We start from the raw sequence: 16,851 nt of genomic DNA on the forward strand, positions 1-16,851 counted from the left end.
GTCAGCCCTCTTCGGTCAAGCCTAATTTATGGATTATGCCGCGTTCGGTTAAGGTGTGAGCGGTTGAGACGGTTTTAAGGCAAATTCGTCGAAAAAAGCTCCCGCCCGGCTAATTCCTGTAGGCGGGAGAGGGTTAATCATCGCGCTAGCTGGCATTACCTCCCAGCGACTGCCAGAGCGTAATGCGGTTCTCCAGCGCCGTTAAGGCTGTCAGATAATCGCCGATGCCAATCTGCTGCTGTTTTTGCACTATCTTCAGTGAGGCTTCCGCACTGGACATCGTCTGCTGTGCCAGCTCAAGGCTGCTGGTTTTTAACCTGCTAAGGTTTTCTTGTCGGAATCAAATCAAGGTCGACGTACAAATATTGGGTGAATTGTGAAGGGTATATGGCGGTGAGGGAGGGATGATTCTCGCGCCGTCCGTGGCGCTCGCCCTGCGGGTTGCCGAAGGCAATGCAATACGGTCATCCTGCCGTTTTGTCGAACCCGGTCGAGGGTTCTCATCCGTCCCTCGTGGTGCAACATGCGAAAAAAAAGCCCGCATTTGCATGCGAGCTCTTCTTTAAATATGGCGGTGAGGGAGGGATATCACTCGCGCCGTCCATGGCGCTCGCCCTGCGGGTTGCCGGAGGCAATGCAAAACGGCCATCCTGCCGTTTTGTCGAACCCTGGTCGAGGGTTCTCATCCGTCCCTCAAGGGGTTACGGGCAATAAAAAAGCCTGAACGTGAGTTCAGGCTCTCTTATCGAATATGGCGGTGAGGGAGGGATTCGAACCCTCGATACGTTGCCGTATACACACTTTCCAGGCGTGCTCCTTCAGCCACTCGGACACCTCACCATATTGTCGCTCCAGCGCTGCTGGAACGGGCGCTAATTTAGGGAAAATGGGCTTCGCCGTCAATGCTAATTTCATATTTTTGGTGCGTTTAGCCAAACTTCGTCCAACTTGATTCTTAAACCACCACAAGATGCTGCTTTTTATTACTTTGGGGCTTGCATGGCGAGTCGATTCGCGCAAGCCTAAGAAAAAAGGAGGCAGTATGGACATTATTTTTCATCACCCCACTTTTGACACCGAGTACTGGCTGAATCGCCTTCAGCTGGCTTTGCCTGGCGCTCGCGTTCGCCAGTGGAAGCAGGGCGACCAGCAACCCGCAGACTATGCCCTTGTCTGGCATCCTCCGGTGGAAATGCTTAGCGGCCGTAAAGGGCTAAAAGGCGTATTTGCGCTGGGAGCGGGCGTTGACGCTATCCTCAGTAAACTTCAGGCTCATCCTGACATGCTGCCTGACGGCGTGCCGCTGTTCCGCCTCGAAGACACCGGCATGGGGCTGCAGATGCAGGAGTATGCGGTCAGTCAGGTGCTGCACTGGTTCCGTCGTTTTGACGATTACCAAAGGCAAAAACAGCAGGGGCAATGGCAGCCGCTGGACGATTATCGTCGCGAGGATTTCACCATTGGGATCCTCGGTGCAGGCGTGCTGGGCGGTAAAGTCGCTGAAAGTCTTGTGGCCTGGGGCTTCCCGGTTCGCTGCTGGAGCCGCAGTAAGAAAGATTTCCCTGGCGTAGAAAGTTTTGCCGGTGGCGAAGCGCTGTCTGCCTTTTTAAGCGGCACCCGCGTGTTGATCAACTTGCTGCCTAATACGCCGCAAACCGTCGGCATCATCAATCGTGAATTGTTGAGTCAATTGGCTAAAGAGTCCTACGTGATAAATCTCGCGCGCGGGGTTCACCTTGTCGAAGCCGATCTGCTTGCGGCGCTGGATGCCGGGCAGCTCAAGGGGGCAATGCTGGACGTCTTCTCTAAAGAGCCGCTGCCGGAAAATAATCCGCTATGGGCACATCCTCGCGTGGCAATTACGCCGCATGTTGCAGCGGTAACTCGTCCTGATGAGGCGATTGCCTATATAGCAAAAACGATTACTCAACTGGAAAACGGTGAAGCCGTTTCAGGTGAGGTCTCACTTCAGCACGGCTATTAAGCATCAAGCCCGGCCCTGGCCGGGCTGATAACGTTCCGGAAGCAGGCTAAAAATTGTCATAGATTGCTGGTATCCTTACTTCAAAATAGAAAAGGAGAAAGCCATGTATCCCGTTGACCTGCATATGCATACCGTTGCCAGCACCCACGCCTACAGTACCCTCCACGATTATATTGCCGTTGCGAAAGCCAAAGGTATCAAGCTGTTCGCCATTACCGACCACGGCCCGGATATGGCGGATGCGCCGCATTACTGGCACTTTATTAATATGCGTATCTGGCCACGACTGGTCGATGGCGTCGGCATTTTGCGCGGTATTGAGTCGAACATTAAAAATACCGCCGGGGAAATAGACTGCACCGGCCCGATGCTGGACGCGCTGGATTTAATTATCGCGGGCTTCCATGAGCCGGTGTTCCCGCCCAAAGATAAAGCCACCCACACCGAAGCGATGATCGCGACGATGGCGAACGGCGACGTACATATCATCAGCCATCCGGGGAATCCTAAGTTTGAGATTGATATCCCAGCTGTTGCGGCGGCAGCGGCGAAGTATAACGTCGCGCTGGAGCTGAATAATTCTTCGTTTACCCATTCGCGTATTGGCAGCGGCCCAAACTGCCGCGCTATTGCCGAAGCCGTGCGCGATGCAGGTGGCTGGCTGGCGTTAGGATCCGACTCTCACACTGCCTTTACGCTGGGTGATTTCACCGAATGCCGTAAAATCCTCGACGAAATCAATTTCCCGGAAGAGCGGATCCTTAACGTCTCTCCGCAGCGCCTGCTGGGCTTCCTGGAAGCCCGTGGTATGGCGCCAATTGCTGAATTTGCCACACTGTAATTAACACCCGTAATGGATAGAGCCAGTCATGAATGAATTTTCAATTATTTGCCGCGTACTCGGATCGCTTTTTTATCGCCAGCCGCAGGATCCCCTGTTGGTGCCTCTTTTTACGCTGATCCGTGAAGGGAAGCTGGCGGCAAGCTGGCCACTGGAGCAGGATGAGCTGTTGGGCCGGCTGCAAAATAGCTGCGATCCGCAGCTGCTGGCGGGCGACTTTAACGCTTTGTTTGTTGGCGAAAAATGCAGCGTGCCGCCATTCCGTTCCGCATGGGAAGAGGGGAGCGATGAAGGCGAAGTGCGCCAGTTCCTGAAGCAGCGTGGCATGCCGCTGGGTGAGTCCCCGGCCGATCATTTTGGGACGCTATTGCTGGCGGCCTCGTGGCTTGAAGACCAGTCTCAGGAAGATGAGTTTGAAGCGCAGGTGACGCTGTTTGATGACTACCTGATGCCGTGGTGCGGGACTTTCCTGGGCAAAGTTGAAGCCCATGCCACAACGGCATTCTACCGTACGCTGGCGGCGATCAGCCGTGAGGCGCTGCAGGCCATGCGCGATGAGCTGCAGGAATCAGAGGATGAGTAATTGTGATGTTAATCACAATTAAAATGTAACACTGATTTCTTATTTGCAAAAAACGTGCGCCAGATCGTAGTGGTTGGTCCGGCCTCTGCTATGATACGGCGCCATGAAGACACTTATTCCATTAGCAATCACCACCGGTATTCTCTCCGGCCTTTGGGGCTGGGTGGCGGTGAGCCTCGGCCTGCTGGGCTGGGCCGGTTTCCTCGGCTGTACCGCTTATTTTGCCTGTCCGCAGGGCGGTATGAAGGGGCTTTTTATTTCCCTGTGTACGCTGTGCAGCGGCGTGCTGTGGGCGCTGGTGATTATTCACGGCAGCGCGCTGGCGCCGCAGGCGGAAATCCTGGGCTACATCATGACCGGCGTAGTCGCCTTCCTGATGTGTATTCAGGCGCGCCATATTTTGCTCTCGTTTGTCCCCGGGACGTTTATCGGCGCCTGTGCAACCTTTGCCAATCAGGGGGAGTGGCACAACGTTCTACCTTCATTGCTTTTAGGCCTGGTGTTTGGCTTTGCCATGAAAAACAGCGGGTTGTGGCTCGCTGCCCGGCGGGACAAGCCAAAACCGAAAGCCAGCTCATTGCTAAGCGAATAAAAAAACCAGCGAAAGCTGGTTTTTTATCGATGCACAGAGCCTCATGAAGTGGGCGGCGTTGAGAGCTGTTTGTATTTCACCAGCACCGGATTGTTAATATCGGCCGGGTTCTGTAGATCCCAGAGTCCCCGGTCGATACCGTCGTTGACCAGATAGATGACCCCCGTTTCAATGGCGGACATCAGGCACAGCATGACCGGCTCGTTGCTGGTATAGCCCACTTCACCTTCCAGCAGACGCTGATAATCAATAAACCGGAAGACGCCGGCTTGCACCTCGTATGACAGGATCGTTTTGCTGGTGTTGACGGACGACATAACTTCGCCGGTACTGACGTCCACCACCCTTAAATTAACGGCAATTTGATCAAGCTGGTACTGCGTGTCGGCCCCAATGCCAAAGTAGCGAGCGCCCGCACCACCCGACTTGACGTTACTCTCGTAGCCAATGATCGAGCCTTCAATCATCACATTGGCCGCCATCAGAGAGTGCAGCGGGGCGCGGTTATTATCGGCCACGGTGCCATTTTCCTGGGCGGCACGAATAATTTTGCGTTCGTTCAGCAGGTTTTGCAGCCCCTGGCGTTCAAGGGGGATAAACCAGCGGGAATCCTTCAATGCCGTGACCAGCATAGACGTCGCGCTCTGCGGTACGGCGGTAGAAAAGTTGCTGGCAGGATAGGGCTTGAACTGGCCCGTTTCGTCCTGAATGTTATACACCGAGACATAAAGCTTCCCTTTTGCTTCCGGCAAATGCGTCAGGTCGAGGTAGCTTTGCGCGCGCGGTAATAACGTTGGTTTGGCAGCCTCTTTTGGCGGAGCCGTTAAACAACCACTTAATAAAAACACCGCCATAATCAGAAGTATGCGCTGCATGATAGTGATCCTTTCAGAGGTATTATGATTTTAAGCCACTAAAAATTCGTGGAATTTGCCTGCAGGCCGGATACCTGAATGGTTGACGTTTTGCCGGTTTTGCGGTCGGTGACGTTGAGCTGAAGCTGGCCGTCAGTGTTGGCAATATCGACGATAAAATCATTGGTGACCATGCGCCCTGGTTTGCCAGTATTAATATTGGTCAGCAGCCCGCCCAGCACCTGCGACTGCAGCGCCTGGGTGAAGTTATCCAGCGCGCTGGGCATTTGAATGCCGAGATCGCTGCTGTAGCTGGGATCTTTATAAGAGTTTTGCGCCTGGGCCGAATTTAACAAATAGGCGCCGTTATTGGGGTTACCGCCAAAATTGGGGTTCACAAACTGGAAAACCATATTCCCGCCCCAGGCCAGCGGCGTAAATAACAGCACGGGCAGTACGGCATGATAAATACGCATCATCGTCTCCTAGAATTCATCGTGGGTTAAATCGCTGGTGCTCAAGAGTTGCTTATCGATCAGCCTGCGTTTAAGCGCCTCATCGGTATGGACCAGTGCAACGTCAACGTTTTTGTCAAAGTCGCGCTTTGTGGGGAAAAGAAAAGCCTGATAAACAACATCCTGGCCTGCGGTAATCGTTATCCAGCTCCCCCAGCGGGCGCTGGGGCGCTCGTTGATGGTTAAATTACCGGTATAGTTGCTTTCCCATTTATCGCTGAAGGCGCGATAAAAGCTGTGGCCAACGGAGGTGACGGTATGGTCTGTCAGCAGTCCAGGGATCTCGACTTCTTCGGCCAGGACACTGCTTATCAGGCAGCAGCAAGCTGCCAGCGTAAATGCAGCTGAACGTTTCATGGGGCTATCGCCGAAGATTATCGTTGGCCCAGGAAACCGCCTGAGTTCGGTTCTTGACGGCTATCTTTCTGAACAGGTTATACAGGTGCGTTTTGACCGTGTTCTCGCTGATAAACAGCGAACGCGCGATTTCAACATTGGAAGAACCAACGCGCAGCTTATTCAGTATTTCCTTTTCGCGCTGCGTCAGGCGGGATGACTCGGCGTTGTTAAACCGGTAGTTGCCGGAGTGGCTGATCAGATAACTGGCCAGTTTCTGCGAGAAGTAACATTCGCCAGCCAGTACCCCGCGCAGTCCCTCGATGACTTTGGGCTCTTCTACAGCAAGATAAAAAACGCCATTGATGTGCGGCCAGCTTTCAATCTCGCGGAAGGGATACTCCTCCGGCGTATTGAGTAACAACAATTTTATCTGACAGTTTTTACGACTTAGTTTATCCTGCCAGAACAGAATGGTCTTTTTATCTGTTTCCGCCATATCAAATAAAATCAGAACATTACCGGGAAATTCATCCAGTGGCCGCTGAATATTATGAATACGGCCATTTATTTCTAACGAGGCGCGCAGGTGCTGTAATAAGGCTGAAGCCTGGAGAGAGGGTTTTGTCATTAACAATAACGTAGGGCCCTGAAGGGCATGGACTTCATTATACATGATGAAACTCCACCTGGTTTATGTCGCTACCTTTTGAATTAATAAGAATTAATTCTCTATAACGTGACGAGTGCCGCGACGGTGCTGTATGTTAAATATTTTTAATCGCCGAAATGATTTTATTTCGGTCAGCAAAAGAAAATTAACTAAAGAAGTGGTAACTGTTTCCAATTTAGCGATTGGATATTTTAACGCAAGTGTTAACTATGTAACCAAATGTTTCTTTGGATATTAAAATGTTTCAATTGAGAGTGTTCGCTATTTAATTTTAAGCAGAAAGTTGTACGTTTTTTGCTTTCTGTATAGAAAATTAATTTTGATTTTTAATTTTAAATAATTGTATTTTATGTATTTTATTTTTTATTTTTTTGTTTTCCTTACTCTGTTCATAATTTTAAAAACTGCGTTCCCAGCATTCAACCGCTTCGCTTAAGAAAACTGATCATGATGACAAGGTTTTTTCATAAACTGACTAAGCATCGCTTAAGTTGTGCTAAGTCAGTGAGAGTTAAGGTGACTTTAAATAAGTGTGCTAATGATTATCCGATCCCTGGATCAGGGGGTTGTAATAGTGATGATTGTCTGTTTTTATTTCGTATTAATACTTTGGTGTGAATTTTATAATGCAAAATACCACCCCAGCATGAGATATTTTTAATTGTTGCCGTAACATACTCATTTGCGTAACGATGCAATAACACATTATTGTTGGTCCGTTATGCTTGACCTGAATGTTACGCGTCATATTGTTCCGGCATTATCTGGTTCAGGGTGACAGAATGAAAAAATATTTTATTTCTATAATGTTCGCTGGCCTGGCGAGTCATTGTTTTGCGGCGAGTAACGATCTCGCCACTGCTGAGTATAATTTTGCTGTCAATGAATTGAGCAATCCTCAATTTAATCAAACGGCCATTATTGGCCAATCTGGTAGCAATAATAATGCTGCAGTAGTTCAGCGGGGTCAGAAGCAACTTTCTGAGGTTACGCAAAGCGGAGCAGGCAACCGGGCAAACATCGAACAATCAGGCAGTTATAACCTGGCTTATATCTCGCAAGAAGGTAACGCCAACGAGGCGGGTATTAAGCAGGATTCATTTGGTAATGCGGCGCTTATTATCCAACGAGGTTCTGGTAATAAAGCAAACATTACCCAGTACGGTACCCAGAAGTCAGCAGTTGTTGTGCAAAACCAGTCACAAATGGCGATTCGCATTATTCAGCGATAAGCAAAATATTTGGGCTGAAACTATCAATCCGATGGGGGTTTTAGTATGAATCTTTTCAAAGTGGCAGCATTAGCAGCACTGGTTGTTTCCGCAGGTGCAATGGCGACCTATCCGCAGCAGGCTCAGCACTCGACCTTGAAAATATATCAGCAGGGTAACGGAAATAATGCCACAGCGCTGCAGTCGAATGCGTTCTATTCGAAGACTGAAATTAAACAGCTGGGCACGGTGAATGGGGCAAAAGTTGGCCAGGGCTCAGACAGCAGCGATATTAAACTGCTGCAGGATGGCTACGGTAACAATGCCACCATCAGCCAGTGGAACGGGAAAAACGCGCAGATTGATGTTCAGCAGTTCGGGACCAACAACGGGGCAGTGGTTAATCAGACGGCATCCAGCTCTCTGGTGTCGGTCACCCAGTTCGGCAACGGTAACCACGCCACTGCGTCTCAGTACTAAAGCGACCTGGCTATCGCGTGAACAGGGCCGACGGCCCTGTTTTTCTTTGGAGGTTGTATGCATACCCTGGTATTGCTTGCCGCACTCTCAAGTCAGCTGACGTTTAATACCCGGCAGCAGGAAAACATCTACACAATAACGCCTGTCGCGACGCTGGCGGCGGATTGCCAGTGCACCTTGACGCTGGTGGCAACCAAAACCGGCCCGTCGGGGAAAAGCTCCAGCCACCAAAGCAGCGAACTGTTTATAAAAGCACATCAGGCCGTCGATCTGTCGCAGCTAAGTTTGAATATTGACCCCGGAGACAGCGTCACGGTCATTGTTACCCTGAGCGACGGAAAAGCCTTTCACCTTGAGCAACAGTGGCAAAAGCCGGGGAAGTCTTGACCGCAAACAAATATATGTGACGGAAGTATTGCAAGAACAAAAAACATGGATCACTGTTTAATTATCTTTGATTTTCTGCCGATAACCTTCAGGGACGACAGCAATCGAGGAGTAATAAACGTGAAAGCAAGTTTTCAGCAGTATTTGCTTTGTCTGGCGATGGGCATCGCGGTTTCACCGCTGTCTCAGGCTGCATCCTCTGGCATCATTCATTTTCGAGGTGAAATAGTAGAAGGCGGCTGTCAGTGGACGTCGGCCAGCTCCAATGTCGCCATGACCTGCACCGAAAAAGGCAAACCCGTCACTCAGACCGTTGCCCTTAGCTCTCTGGATGGTATTACCCTTCATAATGACAGTACGATGCAAACCCGTGTGAAATACCTCGACCCACAGCACAAAACAGCAGTGCTGTACGTTACCTATCAATAACGCCACGGCCCGTTTAACGCGGGCTGTGTATTTTTGGTTTCAGACCACATAGCAGAGTAAACTAACGCGGATCGATTTCAGTTGAACGCATAGGGTTATTGCTGTGAAAAAAAGTTTGCTCCTTTCTCTTCTGCTGGTGGCGCAGGTGACCGGGGCGGTAACGCTGGATGACATCCAAAAGCGATTTGCCGCCGTGCCGGTAATGCGGGTGCAGTTTGAGCAGGAGCGCCAGATAAAAGGCATGGCGCAGCCGCTGCATTCCAGCGGGCGGATTGTGGTGACAAAGCATAAAGGGCTGTGGTGGCAGCAGCGTCAGCCTTTCCCGATGGGACTGGTTGTTGGGGAGAATCGGATGGTTCAGGTGATGGGTAACCAGCCGCCGCAGGCAATCACCGCGGAGAACAATCCGCCAATGTTTCAGTTCAACCAACTGCTGCGTACGCTGTTTTATCTCGATCGAAAAGCGCTTGAGAAAGACTTTATCAGCGAGTTTTCCGACCTGGGGGAGGGAAGATGGCGGCTGGTATTAATTCCCTTTGAGAAAACGCTCAGCGGGCTGTTCCGCTCGATTACGCTTTATGGTGAGAAGTCGCTGGACCGAATTGAGCTGAATGACGTGGAGGATGACGCTACGGAAATAACGTTTACGCACCATCAGTTTGAACCCCGCAGACTTAGTCAGGAAGAGCGCAAACGCCTTGTCTTCTAAATAATGCCCGGCCGCTAGCTGAGTTTTTGATTGCGTTGGCGGCGGCTGGCGGCATAATGTGTAAAACTTAATTAGAACGATAACTATTGCTATTTATATGGACGTTTCTTTAAGCCGCCGACGCCTGCTGGCGCTAGCCTCCCTGCTGCCTCTGGCGGCCATTCTTCCCTGCCAGGCTGATGCCCGCCGCTTTGATGTCGCACGTATTATTGCTCTGGAATGGCGACCGGTTGAAATGTTGCTGGCGCTCGGGATTATGCCGATGGCGATTGCCGATAAGCGTAATTATCACCGCTGGGTAGGGGAGCCAACGTTGCCTGAAACCGTCGTTGACGTTGGGCTGAGAAACGAGCCTAACCGCGAGCTGATGCAGCGTCTCACCCCTTCTCTTTTTCTCATCTCCAAAGGCTTCGGGCCGGCTGAGTCAGATTTAACACCTATCGCTCCCTGCTGGTCGACGGCCTTTAATGATGCCTCTGGCCGCCCGCTGGCGCTGTTGGAAAAAGATCTTCTGAGGCTTGGGCAGTTTTTAGGGCGGGAGCAGCAGGCTACCGAACATCTGGCCCATTTTCACCAGCAGATGGCCGCCACCCGCGCAAAGCTGCCGGGTAATCCCAACCCGCTGGTGATGTTTTCATTTCTTGATAGCCGCCGGGTGATGATCTTTGGCCGCAACAGCCTGTTTAACGACCTGCTGGAACGGCTGGGGATGCGTAACGCCTGGGACGGGAAAACCAATGCCTGGGGAAGCGCCATTGTGGGCATTGAAACCTTGGTCAGGCTGGAAAACGTCACGGCAATTTGCTTTATGCACGGCGATGACGATCCGGTCAAAACGGTGGCGAAATCTGCGCTATGGCAGGTTATGCCTTTCGTGCGCGAGGGCCAGTTACACCTGCTGCCAGCGGTATGGTTTTACGGCGGCAGCTTCTCGGCGCTGCGTTTTTGCCAGCTCCTGCCGGAGGCACTGTGCGCATAATCCTGCTTATACTCTGTGCCTTCACGCTGTTTTTGACCGGCTACAACTTTCAGCAAATGCTGCCCGCCGGGTTCTGGTGGCAAGCGATAACGCTGCCTCAGGTGACCGATGTTTCGCAGATGCTGTTTCACTACAGCCTGCTGCCGCGAACCGCGCTTGCGCTGCTTACCGGCGCCGGGCTGGCGCTGGCAGGCTGCCTGTTTCAGCATATTCTGCGTAATCCTCTGGCCGAACCGGCCACCCTTGGCGTTGCGGCTGGGGCACAGCTGGGGCTGACCCTTGCGACGCTGTTTTTGGCGGGGGCAGGGGAAACCGGCAAACAGCTTGCGGCGCTGGCTGGCGCAATGGCCGTAGGCAGTATTGTGCTCGGGGCTGCCTGGGGTAAACGAATGTCGCCGGTTACGCTAATCCTTGCCGGCCTGGTATTGGGACTTTATTGCGGGGCCGTAAAAAGCTTCCTCGTATTGTTCAACCATGAACGCCTGCAAAATCTGTTTATCTGGAGCAGCGGGATGTTGAACCAGTACGACTGGGCTGGCGTGGAGTTTCTTTGGCCGAGGCTTCTGGCCGTGCTGGTACTCATCGTACTGATGATTCGCCCGCTGGGTATGCTGGCCCTGGATGACACCGTGTTACGTGGACTGGGGATGAAGCTGGCTTTAGTGCGCGTGGGCGGGCTATTTTTGGCCCTGCTGCTGAGTTCGATGCTGGTCAGCGTGGTGGGCGTGATCGGATTTATTGGCCTGTTTGCTCCGGTCCTGGCCGGCATGTTTGGCGTGAGACGTCTGCTGCCTAAACTCCTGGCTTCGATGGCGACGGGGGCATTGCTGCTGTTACTGAGCGATCAACTGGTTCTGTGGGTTGGACGCTATTGGCAAGAACTGCCCACCGGCGCCGTGACGGCGCTGGTGGGGGCACCTTTAATGCTGTGGTTATTGCCACGCCTGCGCCATCAGCGGTTGGCGGCTTCTGATGATGCCAGCGCGATTGCGGAACGCCAACTTTCCCCCGCTACGGTATTGCTGATTATTGCTGTTTTGGCGCTGGTTGCCTTGCTCGCGCTGGGCGTTGGGCGGGAAAGCGCAGGCTGGTTTATCGGCATACAAGAAATGTGGCAGTGGCGCTGGCCGAGGGTGCTGTCGGCGCTTGCCGCGGGCGCAATGCTGGCGGCGGCCGGTACGCTGGTACAAAAAATGACCGGCAATCCGATGGCCAGCCCCGAAGTGCTGGGCGTGAGTTCCGGCGCGGCCTGCGCCATCGTGTTATTGATATTTCTCGTCCCCGGCGACGTCAGCGCCTGGCAACTGCCGGCGGGCTTTGCCGGCGCGGCGCTCACGCTGCTGGCGATGCTCGTTTTAGCCCGCTCCGGGCTGGCTCCGGGAAGGCTTTTACTGACCGGTGTGGCGCTGAGTACCGTATTCGCCACGCTGCTCACGCTTTATCTGGCCAGCGGAGATCCGCGCAGCGGGTCGGTGCTGACGTGGCTGTCCGGCTCCACCTGGAAAGTAACCGGGCAGCAGGCGCTGGTGAGCGGGGGCATGGCACTGGCGCTGATTGGGCTTACGCCCCTGGTGCGCCGCTGGCTCGCTATACTCCCGCTGGGCGGTGAGACGGCTCAGGCCCTGGGCATTGCCCTGAGTCAATCGCGCATCAGCATTCTGGTGCTGGCAGCCGGACTAGTTGCTGCCGCAACGCTCTGCGTGGGGCCACTAAGTTTTGTTGGGTTGATGGCACCGCACATGGCAAGAATGCTCGGCTTCCGCCGCGCAATGCCCCAGCTTATCGTGGCTATTGCTATCGGGGCCGGGCTGATGCTGCTGGCCGACTGGCTGGGCCGAAGCCTTATCTTCCCATTCCAGATCCCGGCAGGATTGTTAGCCACGCTCTGCGGGGCACCGTACTTTATCTGGCTGTTACGCAAAGCGTGACAGGCCTTAAAAGCAGGCTCGTTCCGGGCGTGCCTGCTGTTTGAGTTCCTCTCTATTTCCGTGGCCAGGCGTTTTTACTGGTCAATCTCCCTCTGGGCATTTTTCTTGCAATTTCTAATGATGAAACGATAATCACGATCAAAATCATAATCGTTCTCATTAATTGTTTTTATTTTACCAGGAAATTTCAATGCCTCACCAACCACCTCGCCAGGCCGGGTTTAAACCGCGCCTGATCGCAGCGTTGATCGCTGCCGCCTGCATGCCTGTTGCCGCTGCGCCACAGGAAAATCTTCAGCAAAAAGCTTTAGTTAAAGAAGAGACCATTACCGTCACGGCGACCCCGGATATGCAGTTCCGCGAAGGCGGTAACGAGCTGGTGCCTGCTTATCTGGACGGGCAGGTGGCCAATGGCGGTCGCCTGGGCATGCTCGGTGAGCAGGATGCGCGCAACGTGCCGTTTAACGTCATCGGCTATACCTCCAAAATGATCGAGGATAAGCAGGCCAATACCCTCAGCGACATTGTCCGTAATGACGCGACTATTCAGCCCGTGCGCAGCTACGGTAACTTTGGCGAGTCGTACCGCGTGCGCGGTTTCCTGTTAGACGGGGATGATATTTCTTACGGCGGTCTGTATGGCGTATTGCCGCGGCAGATCACCAGCACGGCTCTTGCGGAACGCGTCGAGGTGATTAAGGGCTCCACGGCCTTCCTGAACGGTGTTCCTCCGGGCGGGTCTGGCGTGGGCGGGGCCATTAATATTGAGCCCAAGCGGGCAGGTAGTGAACCACATACCCAACTTGGCGTGGATTACACCGGGCGTTCGCAGGTTGGGGGCTCTTTGGATACTGGCCGCAGGTTTGGGGATAACGACCAGTTTGGCGCCCGCGTGAACCTGCTGCACCGTGAAGGCGAGAGTGAGGTTCGCGAGCAGAAGAACAGAACATCGTTGGCAAGCGTTGGGCTGGATTACAAAGGCGACAGGCTGCGGACGTCGTTCGACGGCGGCTACCAGAAGATGACGGTACACAATGGCCGTATCGGGGTGGGGGTTGGCGCTATTACGCAGATGCCTGAGGTGCCGGATAACCGCACAAACTACGGGCAGCCGTGGGTTTATTCAGACATGAGCTCTCGCTTTGCCGCGCTGCACAGCGAGTATGATGTGGCGAACAGCTGGACGCTTTATGGCGCGCTGGGCACCAGCGAAACCGACGAAAGAGGCAATTACAGCGTGCCTAAGTTTGTTGATAACAAGGGCCACACCAGCCAGACTCGTTTGTCTACGCGATACATCGCCGACGCTTTCTCCGGCATGGGCGGCGTGCGGGGGAAATTTGATACCGGCTTTATCGGCCACAGCGTGAACCTCGGCTATTCCGGTGTTTACCGTAAAACCCGCGCGGCCTACACCATGTCATCCAGCAAAACCGCCGTTGGGAATAATATCTACGATCCGTCTTATCTCGACCTGAGCCGTTTCCCGACTGTCGCTTCCGGTAGCAATATGGACGATCCGACCCAGCGGAGCCGCACGATAACAAGCGGGGTTTCGCTGTCCGATACGCTCTCCGCGCTGGACGATAAGGTGCTGTTGACCGTGGGCGCTCGCCGCCAGGACGTGCGGGTTCGTAACTACAGCTATACCGGTGTGGAAGACCCTAAAACACGCTTTGATGCTTTCAAGATTACGCCGGTTTATGGCCTGGTAGTGAAGCCGTGGGAGCCGGTTTCTTTTTATGCGAACCACATTGAAGCGCTGCAGCCTGGGCCGACAGCAACCTCTAAAGCAACCAATGCCGGAAACGTGGTCGGGGTTGTGCAGTCGAAGCAGAACGAAGTGGGCATGAAGATGGACTTCGGCCGCGTGGGCGGCAGCCTGGCGCTGTTTGAGATCGAAAAGCCGGTGGGGATGCTCGACAGCAACAATCTTTACGGCCTGTATGGCGAACAGCGCAGCCGCGGTATGGAACTGAACGTATTTGGTGAGCCACTGTACGGCGTGCGCCTGTTGGGAAGTGCCCTTTGGCTTCAGCCAGAAATGGTGAAGACTAACGGCGGGACAAACGACGGTAAGGATGCGATCGGCGTTCCGCGTTACTCCTGGTCCGTGGGCGGCGAATGGGATCTGCCTTGTGTGCAGAACCTGACTGCGACGGGGACGCTAATTCGCACCGGGTCACAATACGCCAACGCCGACAACAGCATTAAGCTGAACGGCTGGACTCGCCTCGATCTCGGCGTGCGCTACAGCACCAAGGTTAACGAACAGACGCTGACCTGGCGCGCCAACGTCGAAAACGTGACTAACGAAAAATACTGGGCTTCTGTCGACGACAGCGGGGCGTATATTACGCAAAGTGACCCACGCACCCTGAAACTTTCCATGACTGTTGATTTCTAATCCAATAACAAAGGCCCCGTGAAGGCGGGGTTTTTTGTGGCTGATATCCGGAGATTTTCAAAAGTTGAAATGTCCGGAAACGATAATAGTCATGTACGCGCCCCGTCTGACGAGAATAGACTACGGCAAAGTACAGTTGGAGAATGGTTAATGAGTGAACGCATACAGGTCGTCCAGGGAGACATCACGCAGATTGAGGTCGATGTGATCGTCAACGCGGCAAACCCTTCGCTGATGGGCGGTGGGGGAGTGGATGGGGCGATACATCGCGCCGCCGGACCTGCGCTGCTGGAAGCCTGTAAAGCGGTACGCCAGCTGCAGGGCGAATGCCCCCCGGGTCAGGCGGTGATTACCGAGGCCGGGAACATTCCGGTAAAAGCGGTGATTCACGCCGTGGGGCCAGTCTGGCACGGCGGCGAGCAGAACGAAGCCGAGCTTTTGGAACTGGCCTACCGTAACAGCCTGGATTTAGCCGCCGCTAACGGCTACCGCTCAATTGCTTTTCCGGCCATCAGCACCGGCGTGTATGGCTTCCCAAAAGCGCAGGCCGCACGCATAGCGTGGGATGTTGCTTACAAATACATTGGTCTGCGCCCGCTGCCGGAGCGCGTGGTATTTGTTTGCTTTGATGATGAGAACACGCAGATTTATCAGCATATTGCGGCTGAGTGTCATAAATAAATCACGACTGCTTCATAAAACTTCAATCTGTGGCCGCTATGATTTCTGTCGCAGAGATAAAAAAGGCCGGTGTTCATACCCGGCCTTTAGTGTGTTATCCCGCAAATGATTGTGGCGTCGCCGCCTTCTCCTTCGGCTTGCCTGAAAACAGGAAACGAAGCAGGGGAATGCGCAGGTGCAGCTCGTAAAGCAGCAGCGCGATGCCGACTACAAAGACCAGCCCGCTGAAGAAACCTAAAATATTGGACGTGATGTGCGGCGTGATAAACGCGCCGAAGAACAGCGTGAGCGGATGGTGTACCAGATAGATAAACAGCGATGCATTAACGAAATAGGTCACTCGCGCGGATTTAAAATTCAGCATTTTATAGCCCAGCGAAAACACGACGTTGACCATCCATAGCCCCATCAGCATGGTGATCACGCTTTCCGTTTCGTACATCCAGGCATCGCCGCTGCCGTAGCGCTGGTTTAATAAATAGGCGGCAAACGCAAAGACCGCGCCCACCTGACTCCAGCGTGAAGGCGTGGTGAACAGGATTTTCAGCGACTCGCGTTTGAATGTCAGCGCGCCAAGCATAAAGAACGGCAGATAAAACAGCGTTTGCATCACCACGAAATTAAACAGCCCGTCGCTTAATAACGGCGCGTGGATAATAAAAATAGTCCGGCGAATAGCGGCGTATAAAATGCCGAAGCCGAGAAATAAAAGTGAGAGTTTTCCCAGGGTAATTGGTGAATTATTATTCTGTTCGTTTCTAATTATAAAATTATTAATTTTTTGAAACAAAACCATGCCCAGGGTCGTTAATATCACCAGGACCAGTAAAAACCACAGGTGAGACACAAGCTCCCACACCAGCGTATTGTATTTTTGATAGCCGGTGAGCGTATGCCACAGGCCAGTTTTGTCGTTGATGTACTGCAGCATCATGAACTGAGGCAGGGTCAGCAGCGGTATTGCGGTGAGCATCGGGATGCCGACGCGCTCTACGCGCACTGTCCACCAGCGTTTCAGCGGGTAGCGCAGAAATAACATGTAGGAAAAATAGCCAGAAATAACGAAGAACACCTGCATACGAAACGCGTGAATAAAATCATTAAACAGCGTCAGGCTCGCGGAGGGTTCTGCGCTATTGACGTGCCAGTGATGGCTCGAATAGATGAGCGAAATGTGGAATGGAATGCCCAACAGCATCAGCCATGCACGAATAGAATCCAGGAAAAACTCACGTTGTTGCGGTGCGTTACTCATAATACTC

General features: G+C 53.1%; 19 protein-coding genes and 1 tRNA gene. 13 read left to right on the forward strand and 7 right to left on the reverse strand.

Annotated elements, in window-relative coordinates; all coding sequences use genetic code 11:
* Nucleotides 1-145: 145 nt before the first annotated feature.
* Together F3J26_RS10650 and F3J26_RS10655 are read right to left on the reverse strand one after the other, a co-directional pair.
* The gene (locus F3J26_RS10650; protein WP_166993708.1) at nucleotides 146-280 is read right to left on the reverse strand and encodes an outer membrane channel protein; all 135 of its coding nucleotides are present in this window, start codon (nucleotides 278-280) and stop codon (nucleotides 146-148) included.
* A 472-nt stretch (nucleotides 281-752) separates the two neighbouring features.
* Nucleotides 753-840: transfer RNA gene (locus F3J26_RS10655), tRNA-Ser, on the reverse strand.
* Nucleotides 841-1,042: 202 nt separating this feature from the next.
* Between F3J26_RS10655 and ghrA the strand changes: the two genes are divergently transcribed.
* From ghrA to F3J26_RS10675, 4 genes are all read left to right on the forward strand, one after another.
* Nucleotides 1,043-1,984, forward strand: a complete 942-nt coding sequence (gene ghrA / locus F3J26_RS10660) for a glyoxylate/hydroxypyruvate reductase GhrA (RefSeq protein WP_166993710.1) — start codon at nucleotides 1,043-1,045, stop codon at nucleotides 1,982-1,984.
* 103 nt (nucleotides 1,985-2,087) lie between these two features.
* A complete protein-coding gene (locus F3J26_RS10665; RefSeq protein ID WP_008453572.1) occupies nucleotides 2,088-2,825 on the forward strand; it encodes a phosphatase in 738 nt (245 codons plus the stop codon).
* A gap of 28 nt (nucleotides 2,826-2,853) precedes the next feature.
* Nucleotides 2,854-3,408, forward strand: a complete 555-nt coding sequence (locus tag F3J26_RS10670) for a molecular chaperone TorD family protein (RefSeq protein ID WP_166993712.1) — start codon at nucleotides 2,854-2,856, stop codon at nucleotides 3,406-3,408.
* Nucleotides 3,409-3,511: 103 nt separating this feature from the next.
* Complete coding sequence (locus F3J26_RS10675; RefSeq protein WP_166993714.1) at nucleotides 3,512-4,000, forward strand: DUF1097 domain-containing protein; 489 nt, start codon at nucleotides 3,512-3,514, stop codon at nucleotides 3,998-4,000.
* Between the two features lie 41 nt (nucleotides 4,001-4,041).
* Here F3J26_RS10675 and csgG read toward each other — a convergent pair whose 3' ends face one another.
* Genes csgG through csgD form a run of 4 tightly spaced genes read right to left on the reverse strand, consistent with a single transcriptional unit; the run spans nucleotide 4,042 to nucleotide 6,381 of the window.
* A complete protein-coding gene (gene csgG, locus F3J26_RS10680; protein ID WP_166993716.1) occupies nucleotides 4,042-4,875 on the reverse strand; it encodes a curli production assembly/transport protein CsgG in 834 nt (277 codons plus the stop codon).
* Between the two features lie 38 nt (nucleotides 4,876-4,913).
* Nucleotides 4,914-5,330: a curli production assembly/transport protein CsgF gene (csgF, locus tag F3J26_RS10685; protein WP_008453564.1), complete on the reverse strand. Its 417-nt coding sequence runs from the start codon at nucleotides 5,328-5,330 to the stop codon at nucleotides 4,914-4,916.
* Between the two features lie 9 nt (nucleotides 5,331-5,339).
* The gene (csgE, locus tag F3J26_RS10690) at nucleotides 5,340-5,726 is read right to left on the reverse strand and encodes a curli production assembly/transport protein CsgE (protein ID WP_008453562.1); all 387 of its coding nucleotides are present in this window, start codon (nucleotides 5,724-5,726) and stop codon (nucleotides 5,340-5,342) included.
* A gap of 4 nt (nucleotides 5,727-5,730) precedes the next feature.
* The gene (gene csgD / locus F3J26_RS10695; RefSeq protein WP_008453560.1) at nucleotides 5,731-6,381 is read right to left on the reverse strand and encodes a biofilm master transcriptional regulator CsgD; all 651 of its coding nucleotides are present in this window, start codon (nucleotides 6,379-6,381) and stop codon (nucleotides 5,731-5,733) included.
* Nucleotides 6,382-7,160: 779 nt separating this feature from the next.
* On the opposite strand from csgD, the gene csgB reads away from it, so the two are divergent.
* The 9 genes from csgB (at nucleotide 7,161) to ymdB (ending at nucleotide 15,589) form a co-directional block, all read left to right on the forward strand.
* Entirely contained in the window at nucleotides 7,161-7,610 is a 450-nt protein-coding gene (csgB, locus tag F3J26_RS10700; protein ID WP_008453558.1) for a curli minor subunit CsgB, read from the forward strand.
* A gap of 45 nt (nucleotides 7,611-7,655) precedes the next feature.
* A complete protein-coding gene (gene csgA / locus F3J26_RS10705) occupies nucleotides 7,656-8,069 on the forward strand; it encodes a curli major subunit CsgA (RefSeq protein WP_008453557.1) in 414 nt (137 codons plus the stop codon).
* 57 nt (nucleotides 8,070-8,126) lie between these two features.
* Entirely contained in the window at nucleotides 8,127-8,456 is a 330-nt protein-coding gene (gene csgC, locus F3J26_RS10710) for a curli assembly chaperone CsgC (RefSeq protein WP_166993718.1), read from the forward strand.
* 120 nt (nucleotides 8,457-8,576) lie between these two features.
* Nucleotides 8,577-8,885: a YmdA family protein gene (locus F3J26_RS10715; protein WP_166993720.1), complete on the forward strand. Its 309-nt coding sequence runs from the start codon at nucleotides 8,577-8,579 to the stop codon at nucleotides 8,883-8,885.
* A 103-nt stretch (nucleotides 8,886-8,988) separates the two neighbouring features.
* Complete coding sequence (locus F3J26_RS10720; RefSeq protein WP_166993722.1) at nucleotides 8,989-9,594, forward strand: LolA-like protein; 606 nt, start codon at nucleotides 8,989-8,991, stop codon at nucleotides 9,592-9,594.
* Between the two features lie 97 nt (nucleotides 9,595-9,691).
* On the forward strand, nucleotides 9,692-10,573 hold the full coding sequence (fhuD, locus tag F3J26_RS10725) for a Fe(3+)-hydroxamate ABC transporter substrate-binding protein FhuD (protein ID WP_166993724.1): 882 nt from the start codon (nucleotides 9,692-9,694) through the stop codon (nucleotides 10,571-10,573).
* On the forward strand, nucleotides 10,504-12,501 hold the full coding sequence (fhuB, locus tag F3J26_RS10730) for a Fe(3+)-hydroxamate ABC transporter permease FhuB (RefSeq protein WP_166993726.1): 1,998 nt from the start codon (nucleotides 10,504-10,506) through the stop codon (nucleotides 12,499-12,501). Before fhuD ends, fhuB begins: the two co-directional genes overlap by 70 nt.
* 190 nt (nucleotides 12,502-12,691) lie before the next feature.
* The gene (locus F3J26_RS10735) at nucleotides 12,692-14,908 is read left to right on the forward strand and encodes a TonB-dependent receptor (RefSeq protein ID WP_166993728.1); all 2,217 of its coding nucleotides are present in this window, start codon (nucleotides 12,692-12,694) and stop codon (nucleotides 14,906-14,908) included.
* 150 nt (nucleotides 14,909-15,058) lie between these two features.
* Nucleotides 15,059-15,589: an O-acetyl-ADP-ribose deacetylase gene (ymdB, locus tag F3J26_RS10740; RefSeq protein ID WP_166993730.1), complete on the forward strand. Its 531-nt coding sequence runs from the start codon at nucleotides 15,059-15,061 to the stop codon at nucleotides 15,587-15,589.
* Nucleotides 15,590-15,683: 94 nt separating this feature from the next.
* Here ymdB and mdoC read toward each other — a convergent pair whose 3' ends face one another.
* Entirely contained in the window at nucleotides 15,684-16,844 is a 1,161-nt protein-coding gene (gene mdoC / locus F3J26_RS10745) for a glucans biosynthesis protein MdoC (RefSeq protein ID WP_008453541.1), read from the reverse strand.
* Nucleotides 16,845-16,851: the final 7 nt, after the last annotated feature.

The organism is Enterobacter sp. Ap-867 (genome assembly GCF_011752855.1).
GTDB lineage: Bacteria > Pseudomonadota > Gammaproteobacteria > Enterobacterales > Enterobacteriaceae > Cedecea.